At 65.0% G+C, this 21,361-nt stretch carries 18 protein-coding genes and 1 tRNA gene; 7 read left to right on the top strand and 12 right to left on the bottom strand.

Going from position 1 to position 21,361, the window contains the following annotated elements:
• Positions 1 to 14: 14 nt before the first annotated feature.
• The gene (locus ASC45_RS00470; protein WP_055449074.1) at positions 15 to 2,819 is read left to right on the top strand and encodes an EAL domain-containing protein; all 2,805 of its coding nucleotides are present in this window, start codon (positions 15 to 17) and stop codon (positions 2,817 to 2,819) included.
• On the opposite strand, the gene mltB is transcribed toward ASC45_RS00470, so the two are convergent.
• Positions 2,810 to 3,934, bottom strand: a complete 1,125-nt coding sequence (gene mltB / locus ASC45_RS00465) for a lytic murein transglycosylase B (protein ID WP_245609896.1) — start codon at positions 3,932 to 3,934, stop codon at positions 2,810 to 2,812. The two genes, ASC45_RS00470 and mltB, sit on opposite strands and share 10 nt — an antisense overlap.
• 175 nt (positions 3,935 to 4,109) lie before the next feature.
• On the opposite strand from mltB, the gene ASC45_RS00460 reads away from it, so the two are divergent.
• The 3 genes from ASC45_RS00460 to ASC45_RS00450 all read left to right on the top strand — a co-directional run bounded on the left by ASC45_RS00460 (position 4,110) and on the right by ASC45_RS00450 (position 7,434).
• On the top strand, positions 4,110 to 6,119 hold the full coding sequence (locus ASC45_RS00460; protein ID WP_055449072.1) for a PhoX family protein: 2,010 nt from the start codon (positions 4,110 to 4,112) through the stop codon (positions 6,117 to 6,119).
• Positions 6,120 to 6,294: 175 nt separating this feature from the next.
• Positions 6,295 to 6,801 carry a hypothetical protein gene (locus tag ASC45_RS00455; RefSeq protein WP_055449071.1) on the top strand — a complete coding sequence of 169 codons (507 nt, stop codon included), beginning with the start codon at positions 6,295 to 6,297 and terminating at the stop codon, positions 6,799 to 6,801.
• A gap of 90 nt (positions 6,802 to 6,891) precedes the next feature.
• Positions 6,892 to 7,434 carry an SCP2 sterol-binding domain-containing protein gene (locus ASC45_RS00450; protein WP_055449070.1) on the top strand — a complete coding sequence of 181 codons (543 nt, stop codon included), beginning with the start codon at positions 6,892 to 6,894 and terminating at the stop codon, positions 7,432 to 7,434.
• Positions 7,435 to 7,539: 105 nt separating this feature from the next.
• Here ASC45_RS00450 and ASC45_RS00445 read toward each other — a convergent pair whose 3' ends face one another.
• The 4 genes from ASC45_RS00445 to ASC45_RS00430 all read right to left on the bottom strand — a co-directional run bounded on the left by ASC45_RS00445 (position 7,540) and on the right by ASC45_RS00430 (position 12,048).
• On the bottom strand, positions 7,540 to 8,019 hold the full coding sequence (locus ASC45_RS00445; RefSeq protein ID WP_055449069.1) for a DsrE family protein: 480 nt from the start codon (positions 8,017 to 8,019) through the stop codon (positions 7,540 to 7,542).
• Positions 8,020 to 8,058: 39 nt separating this feature from the next.
• On the bottom strand, positions 8,059 to 9,231 hold the full coding sequence (locus ASC45_RS00440) for a porin (RefSeq protein WP_055449068.1): 1,173 nt from the start codon (positions 9,229 to 9,231) through the stop codon (positions 8,059 to 8,061).
• Between the two features lie 640 nt (positions 9,232 to 9,871).
• A complete protein-coding gene (gene rng / locus ASC45_RS00435; RefSeq protein ID WP_055449067.1) occupies positions 9,872 to 11,377 on the bottom strand; it encodes a ribonuclease G in 1,506 nt (501 codons plus the stop codon).
• Positions 11,374 to 12,048, bottom strand: coding sequence for a Maf family protein (locus ASC45_RS00430; RefSeq protein WP_055449066.1), 675 nt, complete (start codon positions 12,046 to 12,048; stop codon positions 11,374 to 11,376). Before ASC45_RS00430 ends, rng begins: the two co-directional genes overlap by 4 nt.
• Positions 12,049 to 12,160: 112 nt before the next feature.
• Between ASC45_RS00430 and mpl the strand changes: the two genes are divergently transcribed.
• Together mpl and aroC are read left to right on the top strand one after the other, a co-directional pair.
• On the top strand, positions 12,161 to 13,552 hold the full coding sequence (mpl, locus tag ASC45_RS00425) for a UDP-N-acetylmuramate:L-alanyl-gamma-D-glutamyl-meso-diaminopimelate ligase (RefSeq protein ID WP_055449065.1): 1,392 nt from the start codon (positions 12,161 to 12,163) through the stop codon (positions 13,550 to 13,552).
• A 10-nt stretch (positions 13,553 to 13,562) separates the two neighbouring features.
• Complete coding sequence (gene aroC / locus ASC45_RS00420; protein ID WP_055449064.1) at positions 13,563 to 14,660, top strand: chorismate synthase; 1,098 nt, start codon at positions 13,563 to 13,565, stop codon at positions 14,658 to 14,660.
• Between the two features lie 6 nt (positions 14,661 to 14,666).
• On the opposite strand, the gene ASC45_RS00415 is transcribed toward aroC, so the two are convergent.
• The 7 genes from ASC45_RS00415 to ASC45_RS00385 form a co-directional block, all read right to left on the bottom strand.
• Positions 14,667 to 14,741 (bottom strand) — tRNA-Arg (locus ASC45_RS00415).
• A 32-nt stretch (positions 14,742 to 14,773) separates the two neighbouring features.
• Positions 14,774 to 15,625 (bottom strand): lysophospholipid acyltransferase family protein, encoded by an 852-nt coding sequence (locus ASC45_RS00410; protein WP_245609895.1) that lies wholly within the window; start codon positions 15,623 to 15,625, stop codon positions 14,774 to 14,776.
• Positions 15,626 to 15,754: 129 nt separating this feature from the next.
• Positions 15,755 to 17,059 carry a dihydroorotase gene (locus ASC45_RS00405; protein WP_055449063.1) on the bottom strand — a complete coding sequence of 435 codons (1,305 nt, stop codon included), beginning with the start codon at positions 17,057 to 17,059 and terminating at the stop codon, positions 15,755 to 15,757.
• A complete protein-coding gene (locus ASC45_RS00400; RefSeq protein WP_055449062.1) occupies positions 17,056 to 18,024 on the bottom strand; it encodes an aspartate carbamoyltransferase catalytic subunit in 969 nt (322 codons plus the stop codon). Before ASC45_RS00400 ends, ASC45_RS00405 begins: the two co-directional genes overlap by 4 nt.
• Before the next feature lie 15 nt (positions 18,025 to 18,039).
• Positions 18,040 to 18,582 carry a bifunctional pyr operon transcriptional regulator/uracil phosphoribosyltransferase PyrR gene (gene pyrR / locus ASC45_RS00395; RefSeq protein ID WP_055449061.1) on the bottom strand — a complete coding sequence of 181 codons (543 nt, stop codon included), beginning with the start codon at positions 18,580 to 18,582 and terminating at the stop codon, positions 18,040 to 18,042.
• 2 nt (positions 18,583 to 18,584) lie between these two features.
• Positions 18,585 to 18,983, bottom strand: a complete 399-nt coding sequence (gene ruvX / locus ASC45_RS00390; RefSeq protein ID WP_072242939.1) for a Holliday junction resolvase RuvX — start codon at positions 18,981 to 18,983, stop codon at positions 18,585 to 18,587.
• 8 nt (positions 18,984 to 18,991) lie between these two features.
• Positions 18,992 to 19,564, bottom strand: coding sequence for a YqgE/AlgH family protein (locus tag ASC45_RS00385; RefSeq protein WP_055449059.1), 573 nt, complete (start codon positions 19,562 to 19,564; stop codon positions 18,992 to 18,994).
• A gap of 80 nt (positions 19,565 to 19,644) precedes the next feature.
• Between ASC45_RS00385 and ASC45_RS00380 the strand changes: the two genes are divergently transcribed.
• Positions 19,645 to 21,141: a cryptochrome/photolyase family protein gene (locus tag ASC45_RS00380; RefSeq protein WP_055449058.1), complete on the top strand. Its 1,497-nt coding sequence runs from the start codon at positions 19,645 to 19,647 to the stop codon at positions 21,139 to 21,141.
• Positions 21,142 to 21,361 lie beyond the last annotated feature (220 nt).

Below are 21,361 nucleotides of genomic sequence, written 5' to 3'. Positions count from 1 at the left end.
TCCCATCCGCCTGCATGAGTTCCGAGCCGATCACCCGAGGCTCCGCGCCCGATACGCTGACGTACGGGGCGGAGTCGCAGGCCGTTGACCCACAGGCCGAGTTGCCCTTTTCCACGCCCCGCGATCAGCGATTGGCTCCGGGCCCCATCGCCCAGCGCTGGTTGCAGCGTACCTACTGGGGGCTGTTCACGGCGTTCATTGTGTTGGCGCTGCTCTATGCCGCAACCGCCTGGCGCAACCAGCGCCAGATTATGTACGACGCTCTCGACACCAGTTCCAGCTTTCTGGTGACAGCCACGCAGTCGTATTTCCAGGGCTATTCCTCCGTGCTCGAGGCCACGGGCGCCGACCTGGAGGACAAGGCTGATCTGCTGGATCATCCCGAGGTGCTGCAGATTCTGCTGGAGCGGCGCCAGGCTCTGCTGCCGGGCTCGCTTTCGGTCAACGTGGTGTCGATGGATGGCCGTCTGCTGGGCAGTTCGATGCGGTCGGACAATCTGCCCGATCTCCGCCACTACCCGGCGCTGATGGCAGCGCTCGACCGGCTGAGAGCGTTGCCCAAGAAAACCGGGCTGATCATCGGCCGTCCGCTGATCGGCCCTTTGACGGGCCACTGGATCATTCCGCTGGTGCGCGAAATTCCGGCAGGCCAGAAGCATCCGGCCTTCTACGTGATTGCCGCCGTCAGCACCCAGACTTTCCTGCAGCAGAGCCTGGCCAACACGGCGCTGCCCTACACCGGTTTGGCCGCCGTGCTGGCGCGCGACGACGGCCATGTGCTGGCGCGCTGGCCTGCGCCCCAGAGCAAGTCGTTTTTTGCCAGCCCTCAGCGAGGCGGATTTTTACAGTCGCTGATCGACCATCCGGCCGCAGACAGCGCACACTACGACGCCTGGGTCGCTGCGGATGGCGAGACGCGCATGGGCAGCTGGCAACGTCTGCAGACGCATTCCGATCTGGCGGTGGCCGTCTCGGTGCCGCGCAGCCTGTTGTGGTCGCAATACCTGCGCACCATCTGGCCGCCGATGGTGGGTCTGGTGGTTCTACTGCTGTTGCTCACCGCGCTGTACCGCTACGCCAGGAGCCAGATCGTTCGCGAGCAGACCCAGGCACTGGCTCAGCAGCGGCGGCTGCGCACCCTGGCGATCACCGATCCACTGACGGCAGTGGGCAACCGCGCGCTGCTGCGCGAACGGCTGGAAGAGGCCCTCGAATCGGCGTGGAAGCGGCAAGGGCGGTTTGCCCTGCTGCTGCTCGATCTCGATGGTTTCAAGCAGGTCAACGATGCCTATGGCCACTCGGCCGGCGACACCTTGCTGCGCGAGACGGCGCAGCGCCTGCAGGCCATTCTGCGCGAGGGCGAGGTGATGGCGCGCATGGGAGGCGACGAGTTCGCCGTGCTGCTGACCGACGGCTTTGACGGCGAGGCAGCGGCAGAGGCGGCGGCGCAGCGCATTCTCGCCGCCATGCGCCAGCCCTTCGATCTGGGCGTGGGGCGGCAGGCGTCGATTTCGGTCAGCCTGGGTTGCGCGTTCTACCCGGAAGACGGTGGCGATGCCGAAACCCTGCTGCGCCGCGCTGACCTGGCCCTTTACGCGGCCAAGTCGGCCGGCCGTGATCGATACCTGCGGTTCAAGCCCGACTTCGAGCTCAGGGCGCAGCGCGAAAAACATCTGCTCGAAAGCGTGGAGAGCGCGCTGCAGCAAGGTCGGCTGTTGCTGCGCTATCAACCCATCGTGGCCATAGGCGGCGACCCCGCCCGCCCTGCCGTGGTGGGCGTGGAGGCGCTACTGCGCCTGCGGGGCGAAGAAGAGCAGGAGAGGGTGGCTTCGGATTTCGCCAGCGTGCTCGACCATGGGCGCATGGCGCGTGCCATCGGCCGTTTCGTGCTCGACCAGGCGCTGACCCAGGGCGCGCAATGGCAGGCCGAGGGGCTGGACCTGCACATCGCGGTGAACATCAGCGCTGAGCATCTGCTGGCCCCCGAGTTTCTCGACGATTTGCAACTGGCGCTGCGTAACCACCCCGGTTTTGCCGCCAGCAGCCTGATGCTCGAAGTGACCGAATCGGCACCGCTGCGCAATCTGGAGCAGGCGCGGCTGGTGCTGCAGACCTGCCAGGACTTGGGCGTGCGCGTGGCGCTCGACGATTTCGGCACCGGTTCGGCCTCGCTCACCTATCTGCAGCAACTGCCGGCGCAGGCCATCAAGATCGACCAGTCCTTCGTGCGCGACATGGTCAACGACCCGAAGGATTTCGCCATCGTCTCGGCCGTGGTCACCGCCGCCAATCTGCTGGGCCTGGAGGTCATCGGCGAAGGCGCCGAAACGCTGGAACACCTCTCGGTGCTCGCGGCGATGGAGTGCACATTGGCGCAGGGCTATGCCATCGCCCGGCCGCTGCCGGCCGAGGCCGTGCCCACCTGGGTGCAGACCTGGGTGCGGCCCGTAGCCCATTTGCACGCCGCCGCATTTCCGCATGAGGTCGAGGTCGCGCAGCGACGCCGGGTCGAGCGGCTGCAGCAGGCGGTGCGCGGCGAAGCACCCTTTCCCGAACACGTGCTCGAAACGGAGGCCGAGAACCAGTGCCACCTGGGCCTGTGGCTCCATGGCCAGGGGCGGCTGTACTACGGGCGCGATCCGCGCTACGGGCTGCTGCTCGAACAGCATGCCGAAATCCACGAACTGGCCCGCCAGGCCAAGGCTGCGCTCGACGTCGGCGACCAGGCCGCTGCACGCCGTCTCGGTCAGGATGTGGCCGAGCTCAGCGCCATCGTGCTCGATGGCATACGCCAGCTCAGCGCCACGCCTCAGGATTGAGTTTTCGCGGCAGTGGCGGCGGCTGAGACCACCTCGCCCAGCTCGATGACCGCCAGCGCATAGAAGGCCGACTGGTTGTAGCGCGTGATGACGTAGAAATTGTCGGTGCCCAGCACATAGTCGGGGTCGGCCCCGGCATTGGGCAGTTGCACCACGGCGAGCTTGCCCGCATAGGCGCGGGCCTGCGGCAGCAGGGGCAGCCCCATCGCCACCAGCTGGTCGGCGGTGAACGTCGGGGTGATGTCGGGGGCGAGCAGGGCGGCCAGCGTATCGGGTGGCAGACTCTGCGGCAGTTGCAGCGGGAAATGCGTGGGCTGGCCGCGCACCCAACCCTTGGCCGCGAGATAACTGGCCACCGAGCCGATGGCATCCGCCGGGTCGTTGATCAGATCGATGCCGCCGTCGTCGTCGAAATCCACCGCGTATTTCAGGATGCTCTCGGGCATGAACTGCGGCATGCCGATGGCCCCGGCATACGAGCCGCGCACCTTCAGGGGGTCGCGTGCGTCCCGGGCGCACCACTGAAAGAAGTCGCCGAGCTGCACGCCAAAGTAGGCACTGCGGTCGCGAGGCGCTTGCGCGGGGTAGCGCAGCGCCAGGGTCGAGAGCGCATCGAGCACGCGGAAGTTGCCCATGTTGCTGCCGTAGATCGTCTCCACCCCGAGGATGCCTGCGACGATGTGCGGCGGCACGCCGTAGCGCTCCTGCGCGCGCTGGAACCAGATGCCGAATTCCTGCATGAAATCGCTGCCCGCGCCGATGCGCAGACTGTCAAGAAACCGGCTGCGATAGACCTTCCAGTTCTTCTTGCCCGGCGGGCCTGGGAGGATGAGACGTGCCACCGTCGCGCTGTATTGCGCCTGGGCGATGAGCCGCGTCACCAGGGCTTCGGGCAGTTGGTTGCGATCGACGATGCGCGCAACCAGCGACTGCACCTCGCGGGCGCTCCAGTCACCCAGGCTAGCTGCCTCTGGGGCCGATGCCTGCGAAGCGGTCTGAGCACGAGCGGCCCTGGGCAGCAGCGAGCCCAGGGCCAGGCCTGCGCTCATTTGCAGGCACAGACGGCGCACGGGGTTGCGGGGAGGGTGGGCGTGGCGGGCAAGCGATTTCGGCATCATGCAAAGCGTCGGGCAGGCGTCAACACAACATCTTCGCACGTTGGCGCAGGCGCCCGCCCAAAAACGGGCGCAGCGGGGTCATGGGGTTAATAGAGCTGTCACAGTGGAAATGTAACTTTTAGTATTCATCGGTAACGACCCGAGTTACTGCCTTTCCCTGATGGAGTTCGAGATGTCCCAAGTCCCAGCCAATCCTTCGCGACGCCAGGCCCTGAAGCTGTTCGGTGGCGTTCCCCTGTTTCCCTTGAGCGCCGGTATCGGCGGCTCGGCCCTGCTCGCGGCCTGTGGTGGTGGCGGTACCACCGCTGCCGCAGCCACTCCTACGGCTACCGCGTTCAGCGCCATGGCAGCTCCCGATCTCAGCGTGCCTGCGAACATGGCGACCACCAGCGTGGCCTCGGCTCTCAAGGTGACCTACAGCGATGGCAGTGTGCAGAACTACCCGCTGGGCTATCAGGCGTTTTTCATCACCGGCAAACCGGTGCCCGATGGCAACGGCGGCACCGTGATCGCCGGGAGCTATTTCGACATCAACGGCAACCCTATCATCGACAAGTCCGTGCCGGGCAAGGAGCGCCAGTTCTTCTCCGACGCCCCCGACGGCACCTCGCTGCTGACTGTGCCGGGTGCCAAAGTCCCCGGGGTGAAGGGCAACACCGTGTTCGCCGTGGTGCAGTTTGAATACACCAGCCTGAATCTGGCGGGTCAATCCGCCTACGGCACTCTGCCGTCTCCGATCGCCGTGCTCACCCTCGACCAGGACCCGGCTACCGGCAAGCTCAGTCTGGTGAAGTATTACAACGTCCCCACCAAGCCCGCCAATGGCCTGTGGATCACCTGCGGCGCCAGCATCACGCCTTGGGGTACGCACCTCAGCAGCGAGGAATACGAGCCTGACGCCGCCGCCATCGCCAAGAATACCCAGTTCCAGGCCTTTATCAACAACCTATACGGCGACGCCACCGCCTCGGCCGATCCGGTTAAGGCCAATCCCTACCTCTATGGCCATATGCCCGAAGTTACCGTCAACCCCGATGGCACCGGCACGGTGAAAAAGCATTACTGCCTCGGCCGCATTTCGCACGAGCTCATTCAGGTCATGCCTGACCAGCGCACCTGCCTGATGGGCGACGATACCACCAACGGCGGTCTGTTCCTGTTCATCGCCGACAAAGCCGCCGATCTGTCGGCCGGCACGCTCTACGTCGCCAAGGCTACGCAGACCAGCCCCGCGGGGCAGGGCACTGGCACCTTCACTCTGAAGTGGGTCAACCTCGGTCACGCCACCAGCGACGAAGTGCTGGCTATGGCTCAAACCGCGGCCACCGCGGGTGGAACGCCAAGCATCATGGACGTGAAGACCACCGATCCCGCCGATGCCAGCTACACCCAGGTCTGGCTGGGTGGCAAGAAAAACTGGATCAAGGTCGTGCCCGGGCAGGAAAAGGCTGCCGCCTTTCTCGAAACCCACCGCTACGCCGGCCTCATGGGTGGCACCATGGCCTTCACCAAAATGGAAGGCACGACGGTCAACGTCAAGGACAAGGTGGCCTACTCCGCCATGTCCTACATCCAGAAGTCGATGGTCGACGGCAGCATTCCCGGCTTCAAGGTTGCCGGGCCCAACGCCGGTGCGGTGTACGCCCTCAACCTCAAGGGCGGCCAGACCGATACCAGCGGCGCCGCGATGAACAGCGACTGGGTGCCCGTAGACATGGCCGCGCCTGCGGCGCTGGTCGGCGAAGACCTCGCCACCCCCGACGCCCTGGGTAACCTCGCCAACCCCAACAAAATCGCCAACCCCGACAACATCAAGTTCTCGGAAAAGCTGCGCACCTTGTTCATCGGCGAAGACAGCGGCATGCACGTCAACAACTTCCTCTGGGCCTACAACGTCGATACCAAAGCGCTAAGCCGCATCCTCTCCACGCCTGCGGGCGCGGAGAGCACCGGCCTGCAGGGCGTGGATGACATCAACGGCTGGATGTATGTGATGAGCAACTTCCAGCATCCCGGTGACTGGGAGATCAAGACCGTCACCTCCAATGGCGTGACCGACACCACTGGCCTGCACGCGAAAGTGTTCACCACCCTGGAGCCTCTGATCAACGCCAACTACGAAGACGGTTACGGCGCCGCCGTGGGCTACATCACCGGCCTGCCCGCCACCGCCAAAGCCTGACCTGGCTCATCCCGCTGTGCTTCTCTGCCCGCCTCGCGCGGGCTTTTTTACTGGTTTATCCCGGTGCCAAGTCGGTGCTATACCGGCATACTCCGCCCACTACCGCGCGATGCGACGCGGACAAGGACAAAAAAATGTTGGAGGCAGGTTCGCGGTCAACGCGAACCCGAGGTGGATGTCTGCTGATTTGCCGCTGGACTGGATTTTCGAAAAAACGCCCAAGGGTCGAGACGAGCTTGCCACCCGCGCCCATGGTCTGCTGCCCGGGCAGCGCAACCTGCTCATCATGGCAGACGGCCACAGGCCGGTGGCCGAGTTGCTCAAGGCGGGCACCGATCCCCAGCGCTGCATGCAGGCCTTGCGCGGCCTGATCGACGAGGGCTATCTCATCCTCAGCGCAGGCGGTACGGCTGGGGCGACGGCTGGCGCTTTGCCCAGAGCAACAGTCGGCGTAGCCGCCAGCCCGACTGCGACCAATCCGCACGCCCTGCTCATCGCCCTGGTGGAAGAACAGTTCGGGGCCCAGGCCCCCCGGCTGGTGCAGAAAATCGAGCAGCACCCCGACACACCCGAAGGTCGCGCCGCGGCCGTGCAGGCCTGTGTCAAGTTCGTCCGCCTGTTCATCGACGAAAAGCAGGCCAGCGCCTTTGCCCAGCGTGCGCAGGAACTGCTCAACCCATAGACCCCTTCGCCTTGTGCCATGTCGTCGCGCCATGGTCTGGCACCCTCACCCCCTGCGCGAACGTATCAACCCACTCGGAGACAAAACTTTATGAAAGCCATGTTCAACCCCCGTCGTACCGTGCAAGCCCTCGGTCTGGCCGCCGGTCTGGCTCTCTCGTCCGTTGCCGCCAACGCCTGGGCCGACGCCCCGGTGCTGATGTCGCCCCAATGGGCCAGCGAAGCCTGTACCGCCTGGAATAACACCCCCGAGCTGACCAACGGCCTCAAGGGCGAGTTCATGCACGACGACAAGGGCCGTGGCTACAAGCTGGTGGAGATGTACCGCACCGACTGCGGCAAGGACACGGTGGTTGAACTCAAGCTGCAACTGCAGAACGACAAGGCCATGTGTGTCTACGGCGGGGCACCCACCCTCAAGCCCAACTTCGACGTCGATTTCCTCATGCACGCCAACACCAAGCAGTGGGAGGAAATGGGCAAGGGCGAATACGGCCCGATGAAGGCCATGATGTTCGGCCGCCTCGAATTCCAGGGCCCCAAGATGGTCGCCATGCGCGCGATGGACCCGTTCTCTTCCTTCCTCCTGCTGGTCGGCAAGGTGCCCGGCAGCACGGCGACCTGCCCGAAGTGAGCGAGGGCCATGTTTTGAGGGCCTGACAAGTTAAAAACTGGGATGCCTTGCATCCCAGTTTTTGCCTCGCGTAGGGCCGTGCCTGATTTGGCGGGGGCGCTCCGATCACAAACCAGGATTCGGCGCCGAGGGGTGGATGTAAGCCCAGCCCTGCGCTTCGCGGATGGTGATCTCACCCATGCCGGAGGGTACCACGGTGATGAAGGGATACAGATCCTTGCGATCAACATGCAGCTCGCGCAGCGTATTTGCGCATTGCGCGAGCAGCACGCCATGCTGCTGCAGAGACTGCAGTTTCTGCTCGAAACCGTTGTTTTTTACGTAGGCAGCGAAACCCTGTGCGTTGGCGATCAATTCGACCTGCACCTTTCCCTTGAGCCTGGGATCGTGGAGCAGGTTTTCGATATTGTTGATGGTTTTTTTGATGGCGCCAGGGCTGCCGGAATCGATCTGGAAAATCGCGCCGTAGTGTGCCTGAGTGGCTGCGGCGGGTGCTGTGGCCTCGGCATGCGCCACTCCAGTGGACAACAAAGCGAAGGCCGTCGCGGCGGCGCCAATGAGGGCGCGTCGGGTGGGTTGTTTCATGGAATCACCTGAGTCAAAGTGGGAGATGGCTCGACGCCATCAGAAGAAATGGCGCAGGCCGACGGCCAAGCCGGTGGAACTGGTGCCGCCGAGGGTACCCTGTGAGGTAAAACCGTTATCGCCTACATAAAGGTCGGTGGCTTTGTCATTGCTGATGTGCGAATACGAGGCGTAGAGATTCGTCCGTCTCGACAGCGGGTAGACATATCCAACAGCTATTTGCGTGGCGGTTGTTCCGGATTTGTTTGCATCGCTGCGACGGGTGATCGAAGCCAGCAGTTTGCCTTGCGGTAACGGTACCGTTGCACCCAGCATCCAGATTTTTAGATGCGGTGCGGACTGGCCTGCGGCATAGGGAAAGCCCTGGCCGTATTTCTCGTCGCTATAGAGCGCGGTCACCTTGGCAACCGAAAAGTCATATCCCCCATAGAGTTGAACGACCTCGTTGTTGAACGAACTTTCCTGGGTCAGCGTGGTCACGGGGCCGAATTCCCAGGCTAGGGAGGCATAAGGGTTGAATTTCGTGCTGGCACTGTAAGGATGATTGCTTTTGAGGTAATCCGCACCCACAGTCAAGGTTTTAGATGTGTAATCCACGCTCATCTCATACGACTGGCCCTTTGAAAAACTTCCTGGTTGACCTCCAAAGGCATACAGCAGCGCGCCGGTCACGCCACCAAAGTTCGGTGTGGTGTAGCCAACTGCCTGGGAAAAGCGAACAAAGTTATAACCCGCAGGATCGATGTTTTTCACGGCTCCGGTCATGCCGGTCATGAAAGGATCGATCTTGACGAGGTTATCGTAGTTCAGGCTATAAAAACGCCCGGCCTTGATAACACCGTAGTGGCTTTTCAATCCCAGAACGCTGAGGCGTCCCATGAAGCCGCCGCCCGAGCAGAAACTCGAGCCCACTGCGCTGCCATCGCCTTTGTAGACGAGGCTGCCGGGGAATGAATTGGTGCCATTTCCGCAAAACCCGGTTTCGACATCAAAAAATGTTTGCAGACCTCCCCCTAGATTTTCCGCGCCGCGTATCCCGATCCGGTCGGTGGATTGCACACCGGAACCGAGACGGTTCAGTGTGGTGTGGTCATAGGTCAGTCTTTCGAAGCCCATATCGATGACGCCGTAAAGCTGGACACCTTCGTGGGCATGGGCGATTTGACAGCTTGCTTCCATGATGAAAACGGCCGCCAAGATGCGCTTTTTCATACAATCCCCTCCTTTGGTTTGTCTTGGGCCTCGACAGCGCGCCGTGCGGCCCTTGGCTGATGGATTTCAGCGAGAAGGATTTCAATTGAGATTGCAACTCTTAACAAACTGATTTTTCTTGTTATTTATATGAATTTATTTTGTGTTGAATGCGAGATCATAAATATAAAAGAATACTTATTAACTTAAATAACAGAATAATTGAATTATTATATTCCATACATTTCAATATCTTGCGGGGGCGCTTGATGGCTCGCCGAGTTGGAGTGGCCGATATTTTCCGCACCGTGCGGTTCATCGGTGCCTCGTGCACGGGGCCGATGGCAGGCGAGCGGGGGCGTGAGTCCGTTACATCGTGACTGATTTGTTGCATATGACGCAGCGCGCCTATGGCCATGCCGCTGTGTGATGAGGCCACAGACCTGCGTTCAACCCAGTTTGTTCATTAGGGCACGGGATAATCGGGCGGCGGGTTGGGGCTGGATTTGCCCTCGCGCGACAAGTCCATAGCCCAAGCTATGGGCGTGGGCGCGAAGCACGGGGCCAAAGAGGCCCCAAACCGACAGCCAGCGCCCGTGCAGGCGCGTAGCGCCGCCTCATGGACAATCTGGGTTCAATCGGCGCGAACCAACTGGGAGGGTTACGTCAGCACGATGTCGTATTGCTGCTGCGAAAACGCGGGTTCGACCTGCAGAGATACTGGCTTGCCGATGAAGTCCGACAGCGAGGCCAGGTGCTGGCTTTCTTCTTCGAGGAACAGGTCGATCACGTCTGCAGCGCCGACGATGCGGAACTCGCGCGGGTTGAACTGCTTGGCTTCGCGCAGGATCTCGCGCAGGATTTCGTAGCACACGGTGCGCGCCGTCTTCACCTGCCCGAGGCCGCCGCAGGTGGGGCAGGGTTCGAGCAGCATGTGGGCCAGCGAGTCGCGGGTGCGCTTGCGCGTGAGCTCAACCAGACCGAGTTGAGAGAAGCCGCTGACGGTGACTTTCACCTTGTCGCGGGCGAGCGACTTGCGCAGTTCGTCGAGCACGGCGGCGCGGTGCTGGGCGTTGTGCATGTCGATGAAGTCGATGATGATGATGCCGCCCAGATTGCGCAGCCGAAGCTGGCGGGCGATGGCCTGGGTGGCTTCCAGATTGGTGCGGTAGATGGTGTCGTCGAAGTTGCGCGCACCGACGAAACCGCCGGTGTTGACGTCGATGGTGGTCATGGCCTCGGTCTGGTCGATGATGAGGTAGCCGCCTGATTTGAGGTCGACCCGTCGGCCCAGTGCGCGCTCGATCTCTTCGTCGACATTCGCCGTCTCGAACAGCGGACGCTCGCCGCGGTAGAGTTGCAGGCGGTCGCTCACGCGCGGCATGTACTCGGCGGCGAAGGCCTGCAGTAATTCGAAGTTTTCGCGCGAGTCGATCTGCACGCTGCGCGTGGCGTCGCTCACCAGATCGCGCAGCACCCGCTGCGCCAGGCTCAGCTCCTGGTAGACGAGGGTGCTGGGGGCTGCGTCGTGGGCGCGCTGCTGGATGGCGCGCCAGGTCTTGCGCAGATAGGCGATGTCTTCGGCCAGTTCGGCGTCGCTGGCGTCCTCGGCATTGGTGCGCACGATGAAACCCTGCGAGCCGCCGTCCTCCGCAGCCAGCAGCGCGCTCATGCGCTCGCGCAGCGCTGCGCGCTGCTCGGCGCCGTCGATCTTCTGCGATATGCCGATGTGGTCGTCCTGCGGCAGGTGCACGAGCATGCGACCGGCCAGGCTGATCTGGGTGGTGAGTCGCGCGCCCTTGGTGTTGATCGGGTCCTTGAGCACCTGCACCATCAGGGTCTGGCCTTCGTAGAGCAGTTTTTCGATGGGCTGCGCAGCCGGGGCGGCGGGGGCTTCGGCGGAGGCATCGGCATTCACGGGGATGGACTGCCGCTGCCACAGATCGGCCACATGCAGGAAGGCCGTGCGCTCCAGCCCGATCTCGATAAAGGCCGACTGCATGCCGGGCAGCACCCGCACGACCCGTCCGAGATAGACGTTGCCCACCAGCCCGCGCTCCAGGCTGCGCTCGATGTGCAACTCCTGCACGGCGGCGTGGGCGACCAGGGCGACCCGGGTTTCCTGCGGGGTGATGTTGATGAGAATGTCTTCGGGCGTGGGGTTCATGGCGACGAGGTCTTGACTTCTTGGGTATGGGGTGCATCCGGCCAGCCCGCGGCGCGCAACAGTCGCAGCGTTTCGAACAGGGGCAGGCCGATGATGCCGCTGGCGCTGCCGCTGATCTGCTCGACGAAGGCCGCGCCGCGGCCTTGCATGGCATAGGCACCGGCCTTGCCGAAGGGCTCGCCGCTGGCGATGTAATCGGCGATGTCCTGGTCGCTCAAGGGCGCGAAGCGCACTTGCGAGGTTTGCAGGGCCGCGTGGCGCACCGCGCCGCGTTGCACGCAGACCGCGGTGAGCACCTCGTGCGTGGCGCCGGAAAGGGTGCGCAGGATGCGTGCGGCATCAGTCGCGTCCCGCGGCTTGCCGTAGACGCGGCCGTTCAGCGCCACGGTGGTGTCGGCGCACAGCAGCAAGGCCGACTCGGTGGCCTGGCCGGGATGGCGTCGGGCCAGCCGCTCGCGCGCCGCCTCCAGCTTCAGCCGGGTGACGCGCTGCACATAGTCGGCGGCAGTTTCACCGGGCAGCGCGGCTTCCAGCGCCTCACTGTCTTCTTCGGGCAGCGGCGCGAGCAAGGTGAAGGGCAGGCCGACCTGTCGCAGCAAATCCTGGCGCCGCGGGCTGGCGGAGGCCAGATAGAGAGTGACGGCGGGCGTGGCGCTCGGGTCGATGGGCATGTGGCGGCGGGCAAAGTTGGAGCGCCTATTGTCCTTGCAAAGCTGTTTGCGGGGACTTGCGGCTGAACGGCGCGCGATTCTCAAGTTGGGCAGGCTCCTAAAATGACCCGCCATGCATATTCATATTCTCGGCATCTGCGGCACGTTCATGGGCGGCGTGGCGGCGCTGGCGAAGGAGTCCGGGCACCGGGTGACCGGTTGCGACGCGCAGGTCTATCCGCCCATGAGCACGCAGTTGCATGCGTTGGGCATCGACCTGATCGAGGGCTATGGCGCCGATCAACTCGCGCTCAAACCCGATCTGTGGGTCGTCGGCAATGTGGTGTCGCGCGGCAATCCCTTGATGGAGGCGATTCTCGATGCCGGCCTGCCTTATGTCAGCGGGCCGCAGTGGCTGGCCGAGCATGTGCTGCAGGGCCGCTGGACCCTGGCCGTCGCCGGCACGCACGGCAAGACGACGACCACGTCGATGCTGGCTCACACTCTCGACGTCGCGGGGCTGAATCCCGGGTTTCTCATCGGCGGCGTGCCGCTGGATTTCGGGGCCTCGGCACGGCTCGGCACCGATTTTTTTGTCATCGAAGCCGACGAGTACGACACCGCGTTTTTCGACAAGCGCTCCAAATTCGTGCATTACCGCCCGCGCACGGCCGTGCTCAACAACCTGGAGTTCGACCACGCCGACATCTTCCCCGATCTCGCGGCCATCGAAACCCAGTTTCATCATCTGGTGCGTACCGTGCCGCGCAGCGGTCAGCTCGTGGTCAACGCGCAGTCTGAAGCGCTGGCCCGTGTGCTGGCGCGCGGCTGTTGGAGCGAGGTCGCGCACTTCGATGATGGCGAGCAGGGTTGGTCAGCACTAGGCGGCGAGCAGCAGTTCGAGGTGAGGCTGCGCGGCCAGCGCATCGGCGAAGTGCGTTGGGGGCAGACCGGCGCACACAACCGCAGCAATGCCCTGGCCGCCATTGCCGCCGCGCAGCACGCCGGGGTGTTCGCCGACGAGGCCTGCGCCGCGCTGTGCAGCTTTCAGGGCGTGAAGCGCCGCATGGAACTGCGCGGCACGGTGGGCGGCGTGCAGGTCATCGACGACTTCGCCCATCACCCCACCGCCATCGCCACCACGATTGCCGGGCTGCGGCAGCAGATGCAGGCCGACCCGCAGGCGCGATCGGCGCGCATTCTCGCGGTGTTCGAACCGCGTTCCAACACCATGAAACTCGGCGCCATGAAGGCGCTGCTGCCTGGCGCCCTGGCCGACTCCGACCTGAGCTTTGGCTACGCGGGCGGCCTGGGCTGGAATCTCGCCGAAGCGCTGCAGCCGCTGGGCGACAAAGCGCAGGCGTTCGACGATCTCGGCGCGCTGGTGGCGGCAGTTGCCGCAGCAGCCCGCCCGGATGATCGTGTGCTGGTGATGAGTAACGGCGGCTTCGGCGGCGTGCACGACAAGCTGCTGCAGGCGCTCGCCGCCCGCATCTCAAGTGACGTGCCCACATCTTCACTCTGAAAGTCATTCCATGTCCGGCAACACTCTCGGCCTGCTGTTTGCAGTCACCACCTTCGGCGAATCGCACGGTCCGGCCATCGGCTGTGTCATCGACGGCTGCCCGCCCGGCATGGACCTGTGCGAGGCCGACATCCAGCCCGATCTCGACCGCCGCCGCCCCGGCACCAGCCGCCATGTGACGCAGCGGCAGGAAGCCGATCAGGTGGAAATCCTCTCCGGCGTGTTCGAGGGCAAGACTACCGGCACGCCCATCGCCCTGCTCATCCGCAACACCGACCAGCGCAGCAAGGACTACGGCAACATCCTGGACACCTTTCGCCCCGGCCATGCCGACTACACCTACTGGCGCAAGTACGGCCTACGCGATCCGCGCGGCGGCGGGCGATCGTCGGCAAGGTTGACCGCGCCCATCGTCGCCGCCGGTGCGGTGGCCAAGAAGTGGCTGGCCGCGCACCACGGCGTGATGGTTCGCGCCTGCATGACCCAGCTCGGCGAAGTGCCCATCCCCTTCCAGACCTGGGATGCGGTGCATCAGAACCCTTTTTTCGCGCCCAATGTCGACATCGTTCCCGAGCTTGAGGCGTATATGGATGCGCTGCGCAAATCGGGCGACTCGGTCGGCGCGCGCATCATGGTGATGGCCAGCGGCGTGCCCGCAGGCTGGGGCGAGCCACTGTATGACAAGCTCGATGCCGACATCGCCCACGCGCTGATGGGCCTAAACGCCGTCAAGGGCGTGGAGATCGGCGCGGGTTTCGCAAGCGTGGCGCAGAAGGGCACGCAGCATGGCGATGAACTTACCCCGCAGGGCTTCACCTCCAACAACGCCGGCGGCGTGCTCGGCGGCATCAGCACCGGGCAGGACGTGGTGGCGTCGATGGCCATCAAGCCCACATCGAGCATCCGTCTGCCGCGGCAATCCGTGGACATGCAGGGCGCGCCCACCACGGTGGAAACGCATGGCCGGCACGACCCCTGCGTGGGCATCCGCGCCGCCCCCATCGCCGAAGCGCTGGTGGCCATCATCCTCATCGACCACGCCCTGCGCCACCGCGCGCAATGCGGCGATGTGCAATTGAACGTGCCGCCTATCAAGGGGCAAAGCTGAGGAAACTGGTCCCCCCGACAGGAATCGAACCTGTATTTGCCGCTTAGGAGGCAGCCGTTCTATCCATTGAACTACGGGGAGATTAACCAAACATTGTAGAAGCCCGCCCCGGTTCAGCGGCTGTCGCGCAGGCGCTGATAGAGATGCTCGGCGATGGCCGCGTGGGTTTGCTGGCTGAGGGCGCGACGGGTGGGGGCCTTAAGGGGCGGCAGGTAGTCGACTTCGACGCGCAGCGGCGCAGCCGCACTTATGCGCCACAGGCTGCCGACCATGGTTTCATCACCGACATACGAGGCGGCGCGGCTGAAGCGTCCGCTGCGTTGGTCGGCGTAGAACAGCAGCACGGGCTGCACCGCGGCTGGGCAGTCGGCCACGCAGGCGGCCTGGAACAGGTTGGCGTGAAACGGCAGAAGGTTGTGGCCGTAGCCGGTGGTGCCTTCCGGGAACACGCCGACGTGATGGCCTTGCTGCAGGCTTTGCGCCATCTGGTGGATGACGCGCACCACGTCCTGCGCGCGTTCGCGTTCGATGAACAGGGTGCCTACGCCGCGCACCAGGGGGCCGATGAGAGGCCATTGCGCGGCCTCGGCCTTGGAGACGAAGCGCACGGGCTGGACGGCGTTCATGGCGAAGATGTCGATCCACGAGACGTGGTTGGCCGCAACGAGACAGGGTGTCTGCAGGGGGGCGCCATTGACCTGCAGGGCGATGCCGCTGAGGCGGATCAACTGCGCCGACCAGTCGCGGATGTGCTGGCGCTTTTCGGTTTCGGACAGATGCGGAAAGCGATGCTGCACGATGCGCTGGCCTTTGAGCGCATGGGCGCTGAGCCGGGCCAGCCGTGCGGAGAAACGCAGCGGTGCGCTGACGCGGCGAAGTGCGGGTGCGGGCACCGCAGCAGGCGGATCGGCAGGAAGCTCTGCGGCTGCCGATGGCGCGATGGCGCGATCCGGCACGGTGTTCACTGGCCTACCCTCCTCGTTGCGGGATGAGCGCTTGGGAGCGGCCCGGCGCGCTCGCTGCACTACCCACCTTGCTACGCTCGACTCTTCGAGGGAGTGGGGCGTCACCTTCGGGATGCCGTGCGGTGACGCTCATGCTGGGTTTGCGACAGGCTGCGCGCTCCACACCACGCGGCCGTCGATCACCGCGTGTCGCACGCGGCCGGGCAGTTCCAGCTCGGCCAGAGGGGTATGACGGCTCTGGCTTTGCAGTGCATCGGGCGTGGCGCGCCAGTGGGCTTGCGGATCGAAGAGGATGCACTCGGCAGCAGCGCCGACTTCGAGGGCGGCGGGCGGCAAACCCGCGGCCCAGGCGGCGCGGTGGCCGACACAGCCTAGCGCCTGCACCAGCGGCAGGCGGGTGTCGGCGGCGAACTGCAAAGCGGTGGACAGCAGCAGTTCGAGCCCGGTGGCGCCGGGCGCTGCGTCGGCGAAGGTCTGGGTCTTGTCGTCGGCGCTGATGGGGGTGTGGTCGGAGCACAGGGCGTCGATGGTGCCGTCGGCCAGGGCGGCGCGGAGGGCGTCGCGGTCTCTGCTATGGCGCAGCGGCGGATCGAGTCGGGCCCGGGCGTCGAAGTAGCCGATGTCCAGATCGGTGAGCATCAGGTTGTTGATCGAAACGTCGCAGGTGAGCGGCAGACCTTCGGCCTTGGCCTGCCGCACCAGTGCCACCCCGGCGGCGCTGGAGAGCTTGCTCACATGTACCGCGCAACCGGTGCCGCGCATGAGTTCGAACAGGGTGTGCAGCGCTACGGTTTCGGCCATGGCGGGCACGCCACTCAGGCCCAGGCGCTGCGCATAGGCGCCGCTGGCGGCGATGCCGCCGCGGCTGAGCGAGGCGTCCTGAGCGCGCAGCCAGACCTTGTAGCCGAAGGTGCTGGCGTATTGCATGGCGCTGTAGAGCACCTTGGTGTCGGTGATGGGCGTATCGGCCTGGGAGAAGCCGATGCAGCTCGCCCGGGTGAGTTCGGCCATTTCGCTCAGCCGTTCGCCCTTGAGGCCCTTGGTGAGCGCACCCAGCGGATAGACGCGGGCGCGCTTGAGGCGGCGTGCGCGCCAGCGCAGCATTTCGACCAGACTGGGTTCGTCGAGCACGGGATCGGTGTCGGGCGAGCAGACCACGCGGGTGACGCCACCGGCCAGCGCCGCGTTGAGTTCGGTCTCCAGCATGCCCTCGTGCTCGTAGCCGGGCTCACCCAGGCGGGCGCAGAGGTCGATGAGGCCGGGCAGGACGATGAGGCCGCGCGCATCGAGCGTCTGGTCGGGGACGAAGCCCTCGGGTGGTTTGCCGACGGCGACGATGCGCTCACCGGCGATGGCGATGTCGCCCTCGGCATCGAGCCCGCGCAGCGGGTCGATGAGGTGGCCGCCGCGGATCAGGAGTTGCGTGGTGCTCATGCTTGGCTTTCCGCGGAGGCGACGATGGACAGCACCGCCATGCGTACGGCGATGCCGAAGCGCACCTGGTCGAGGATGACGCTGCGCGGGCCATCGGCCACGGCGCTGTCGATCTCGACGCCGCGGTTGATCGGGCCGGGGTGCATGACGATGGCGTCGGGCCTGGCCAGCGACAGACGCTCGGGCGTGAGGCCGTAGGTCATGTTGAACTCGTGCGCGGAAGGCAGCAGCGCGCCCGACATGCGCTCGTTCTGCAAGCGCAACATCATGATGACGTCGGCACCGCGGATGCCCTCGGCCATGTCATGGCAGACGCGCACGCCCATGTCGCGCAGATTGTCGGGCGCCAGGGTCTTGGGGCCGACGGCGCGCACCTCGGCGGCGCCCAGGGTGGTGAGCGCGTGAATGGCTGAGCGCGCCACGCGCGAGTGCACGATGTCGCCGACGATGGCCACGGTGAGATTGCTGAAGTCGCCCTTGAAATGACGGATGGTGTACATGTCCAGCAGGCCCTGGGTCGGGTGGGCATGGCGGCCATCGCCGGCGTTGACGATGTGCACATGTGGCGGCGTGTGCTGGGCGATGAGAAAGGGCGCGCCGCTGTCGGAGTGGCGCACGACGAACACATCGGCATCCATCGCCTCTAGGTTGGCGATGGTGTCGAGCAGCGACTCGCCCTTGGAAGTGCTTGATCGCTGGATGTCGAGGTTGAACACATCGGCCGACAGGCGTTGCGCCGCGATCTCGAAGGTGGTGCGGGTGCGCGTGCTGTTCTCGAAGAACAGGTTGAACACGCTCTTGCCGCGCAGCAGCGGCACCTTCTTCACCTCGCGGCTGCCGAAGCTCACGAAGCCCTGCGCGGTGTCGAGGATGTGCAGCAGCACGTCGCGCGGCAGGCCTTCGGGGGTGAGCAGGTGGCGCAGCTCGCCGTGCTGGTTGAGTTGGGGGTTGTGGGCGCGGGTCATGTTCACCAGCTCGGTCTATTTGCTCACCAGATCGAAGCGAAAGCGGATGCCATCGAGCACGTCTTCATCGCGCAGCAGCGCCAGCGACACCGTATCGGGCAGGGCGAAGGTGGCTGCGGCGATCTGCGGGCAGATGGGCAGCTCGCGGCCGCCGCGATCGACCAGCACCGCCAGGTCGATGCGCGCCGGACGGCCGAAATCGAACAACTCGTTGATGGCCGCCCGGGTGGTGCGTCCGGTGTGCAGCACATCGTCGATCAGCAGCACGGCGCGGTCGGCGATGGGCACCGGCAGGGCAGTGCGGTTGGCGCTTGGATGCAGGCCGCGGGTGGCGAAGTCGTCGCGGTGAAAGGTGGACGAGACCACGCCGTAGGGTTGCGCGAGTAGCAGGTCGGCGTGCAGACGTTGCGCCAGCCAGGCGCCGCCAGAATAGATGCCGATGAGCAAGGGCGGCTCGGCCTGCGCCGCCACGGTGCTGCGAACCTGCGCGAGCAACTGGGCGTAGAGGGCCTCGGCATCGGGCGGAGGGGCGATGGGGGAAGCGGGAGCGGAAGACATGGTCAGCGTTGCTGCAGGTATTGTTCGACGATGAGCTGGGCGGCGGCGCTGTCCACGTCGTCGGCGCCCCCATCTTCGGCGGCGACCGAGGTGTAGCGTTCATCCACCAGCGCCACCGGCAGCCCGAAACGGCCTTCGAGCTGGCGCGCGAAGCGCTGAGCGTGGGCGGTATTGTCGTGCGCGGTACCGTCGGGGTGCAAGGGCAGGCCGACGACGAGTTGTTGAGGCTGCCACTCCCGGATCAGCGCGGCGATGGCGTCGAACTTGAGGTCGTTGCGATCGCCGCGCAAGGTGCGAAGCGCGGTGGCGCTGCGGGTGATGCTGTTGCCCACGGCGGTGCCGATGCGTTTCTTTCCCCAGTCGAAGCCCAGGACGGTGATTTCAGCGGTGATGTCAGGCATGGCCTGCGTCAGGCATGTCCTGCGGTCTGGGACAGCATGGCGGGGTTGAAACCCAGCAGCGCCATGGCGGCGTTGAAGCGCGCCTCCACCGGGGTGTCGAACAGCACGGCCGGATCGGCCTCGACGGTGAGCCAGCCGTTCTGCCCGAGTTCTTCTTCGAGCTGCCCGGCGTTCCAGCCGGAATAGCCCAGGGCAATGAGGCTGCGGGCCGGGCCGTCGCCTGCGGCCATGTGTTCGAGCACGTCCTTGGACGTGGTCATCTGCAATCCGCCGGGAATGTCGAGGCTGGATGCGTAGGCGGTTTCGGTGGCCTCGTGCAGGACGAAACCGCGTTCGGTCTGCACCGGGCCGCCCTGCAGCACCGGCTGCGCGGCGGGTAGGCCGGAGGTGTCCAGCCCCACGCGCTCGAACAATTCCTTGACGGTGATGTCGGAGGGGCGGTTGATGATCAGGCCCAGAGCGCCGCGCGGCGAGTGCTCGCAGACGTAGACCACGGTTCCGGCAAAGTTTTCGTCGGCCATGCCGGGCATGGCGATCAAAAACTGATTGCTGAGATTGGAAGCATCGGGCCGGGGGTTCATAGCCCGGAGTTTATCGCGCTGGCGCACGCTGTCGCCGCGGTCGGGTTATGGTTTTGGCTTGCCCGACATAACTCAAGGCCATGACCTCCGAAACCTCTTTTTCCTCCGAACCGCTGCGCGCGCGGCGTCTGCCTTTGGGCCTGGTCTGGTTGCGGCGCGATCTGCGCCTGCACGACCACGCGGCGCTGCATGCGGCCCTGCGCGTCTGCGACAAGGTGGCGCTGGCCTTTGTCTTCGACCGCGACATTCTCGATCCGCTTTTGCAGCGGGGCTTGCGTGCCGACCGGCGGGTCGAGTTCATCCTCGCGGCGGTGGCGGAGATCGACGCCTTGCTGCACGAGCGCGGTGCCGCGCTGATCGTGCGCCACGAGCGCGCGCGCGAGGCCATTCCGGCGCTGGCGGCCGAACTCGGCGCGCAGGCCGTGTTCTGCGGCCGTGATGATGAACCTGACGCGCTCGAGCGCGACGCAGCCGTCGAGCGCGCCTTGCGGGCAGACGGCCGTGACCTGCATGCGGTCAAGGAGCACATGATCTTCGAGCGTGACGAAGTGCTCACTGCTCAGGGCAAGCCGTATTCGGTGTTCACGCCTTATCGCACCGCCTGGCTGGCGCGCTATGACGCCCAGCCGCAACATCCGCTCGACAGTCGGGTGCAGCCCGAGCGGCTGGCTCCGCTGCCCGCGAGGATGCAGCGGCCGCTGCCGACGCTGTCCGAGCTGGGCTTTGCGCCGACGAACCTGCGCGAGCTGAAACTGCCGCTGGGCGCAACGGGGGCACGGGAACTGGTCGACGACTTTCAGCGGCGCATCGACGACTACGACCAGGCGCGCGACTACCCGGCGCGCAAGGGGCCGAGCTATCTCTCGGTGCACCTGCGGTTCGGCACGGCTTCGGTGCGCGAACTGGCCGCCATCGCCTGGGCGCGGCAGCAGGCGGGCAGCGAGGGTGCGCGGGTTTGGCTGTCGGAGCTGGTGTGGCGCGACTTTTATTTTCAGATCCTGTTTCACCACCCGCATGTGGTGAATGCGGCTTTCAAGCCGACTTACGACCGCATCGAGTGGCGCAACGACCCGGCGCAATACGCAGCCTGGTGCGAGGGCCGCACCGGCTATCCGCTGGTGGACGCGGCCATGCGCCAGATCAACGAGACCGGCTATATGCACAACCGCCTGCGCATGGTGGTGGCGAGCTTTCTGACCAAGGATTTGGGCATCGACTGGCGCTGGGGCGAGCGTTACTTTGCCGATCATCTCAACGATTTCGACCTGGCGGCCAACAACGGCGGCTGGCAATGGGCCGCGAGCAGCGGCTGCGACGCCCAGCCGTATTTCCGCATCTTCAACCCGGTGTCGCAGAGCGAGAAGTTCGATGCCAACGGCGATTTCATCCGCCGCTATGTGCCCGAGCTGGCCGCGCTTTCGGCGCGCGACATTCATGCGCCATGGAAGGCACCGGCGGCGCTGCTGCAGGCCGCCGGGGTGAGCTTGGGGGTGACCTACCCCGCGCCCATCGTGCGACACGACCTGGCGCGGGCCGAAACGCTGGAGCGTTATGCGGTGGTGAAGGGCGAGGTCTGAGGGTGGGTTGAGCGCCTCAGGAGTCTGTCGGGCTTGGGGCGCCTCAGGGCCATTTTGCAGCCCGTGATCCTCAAGTCCGACTGGCTCCTCAGAGCTTGTGAATTTTTCGGCCGTGACCGAAAGGCGCGTCAAAACGCTCCCGATCGAGGCGCAAAGCGCAGCCATAGCTCGAGCTATGGCGAGCATTTGCAACAAAGAGCGGGGGCGTTTTGACGTGCAA

This window comes from Thiomonas bhubaneswarensis, from assembly GCF_001418255.1.
Classification (GTDB): domain Bacteria; phylum Pseudomonadota; class Gammaproteobacteria; order Burkholderiales; family Burkholderiaceae_C; genus Thiomonas; species Thiomonas bhubaneswarensis.
The sequence above is the reverse complement of the archived record's forward strand: the minus strand, read 5'-3'. Positions and strand labels throughout refer to the sequence as shown.